Raw genomic sequence first — 1,460 nt, 5'->3', positions numbered from 1 at the left:
AGAATACATAGCTCAATTTTTACTGGCGGCTAACGAGCCATTCCACTATTGGCTTTGGGGTTGGAATTACCTAAGTCCAAGCAAGGACGGCCATGACATAGCACTGCTCCCGGAGAGCCAGATTGTATACTCGATGCATGCGCTCGGGTTCCCAGGCATGCTCGGAAGCCCAATGAGCGCAGTTTCAAATGATACTTGGCGACATACTCACATGAACGGCTATGCCGCATACGCCAACGTTGCCAAGTATTTGGAAGGGATCAGTCATTGTGAACCCAAGGACCGGCGATTCCCATTCCAGCCAAAGCTTTGTCGGCGATGGTGGGATCCTAGCCACCACATCACATGCGGGCACGCATCTCAAGAAGCGATTCAGTCCGCGATTGATTACAACCCATACGAGCAAGCACGGCTCGACGCAGTGATAGATCGAATGCAGCAGATGAGCAGGGCCCAGCGCATCAGCTACATTTTCAAGTTCTTTTTATTCGGAAAGTAAGTGCCAGAGCTAAGCTCTCGAATCCAGAAAACGTCGTGACCGGAGACTCGGTCGCAGGAGACAGAAATGACCGCACTCAGTCGCGATGGCGCCATCAAAACAATCAGCCGAACAATGGATAATCTTCCACAAGCGGAGTTTGATGACGATCAGGTACGCGAGTTCGTAATGATGGTATTCGCGAGCTTCGGGGTAATGAGAAAACAAGACACTTGGGCCCCTCCCCCGACACGCGAGCTACTTGACAGCCTAGAAGATTACGATTTCGATCGAACACTTTTGCGGCAACAAACGGAGTTATATATCAACTATTACAAATCGATGCAGTCACCGCAAATTGACTGGCTCTTGGCGAACCTGATGATTTGCGCCGAGGTTGTGGCTACAGCAAAGGCATGGAAGCATCAAAGCTGGCTTCAACATGGCCGGATTCGTTGGAGAAGAGTCGCATTCTCAGCGATCTTATTCTTTATAAATTGGGGCTTATGGCTGGGCCTCGCATTAGTGATCAATTCGTTTCTTGGAACAACTGTGTTCTTGGCATGGGTCGGCGCCACCATTGTCTATTGTTTCAATGCGTGGAGAGTTAGGCGGCGAAACGCTCTTTTGCTTGCCGATATGGCGGCGGTATACGAGGCTACACGATCAGCGACGCTGAGCTGGTCAGTGATTTGGGATGTACTCTCGAAAACTCGCGATAAAGGTGCTGTCTGGGACTCTGAGCTTTACCGCCTTGTTGAGATATGCATATCTCGACCGAAGATCTGAAATCGCTCGAAACCTGGCCGGCTGGCCGCTTCCAATCCGAATCGCGCCTCAACTGGCTCCGCGCCCTTCACCGATACCAGCTTGATATTCTCGTCGCGAACTTGCCGGCCGCCCTCCTTCATGAATTCTCGCGCCGCCGTCCTACCGCTACAATCCCCGCCGTGACAACCGAGGCGACCCCAGGTAAATGGAG

3 protein-coding genes are annotated in these 1,460 nt (G+C 51.8%); all 3 read left to right on the top strand.

Going from position 1 to position 1,460, the window contains the following annotated elements; translation table 11 throughout:
- The coding region (locus AC07DW_RS34480) for a hypothetical protein (protein ID WP_478861529.1) at positions 1-499 on the top strand (499 nt) is incomplete at its 5' end.
- 66 nt (positions 500-565) lie between these two features.
- Entirely contained in the window at positions 566-1,267 is a 702-nt protein-coding gene (locus tag AC07DW_RS34475; protein ID WP_145959951.1) for a hypothetical protein, read from the top strand.
- Positions 1,243-1,460: hypothetical protein (locus tag AC07DW_RS34470; RefSeq protein ID WP_478861528.1), on the top strand; the 218-nt coding region annotated here is incomplete at its 3' end. The genes AC07DW_RS34475 and AC07DW_RS34470, both read left to right, overlap by 25 nt.

The sequence above is a fragment of the Streptomyces sp. NPDC045701 genome, from assembly GCF_056432045.1.
Note: the sequence above shows the minus strand (reverse complement) of the source record. Positions and strands in the feature narration are given on the sequence as shown.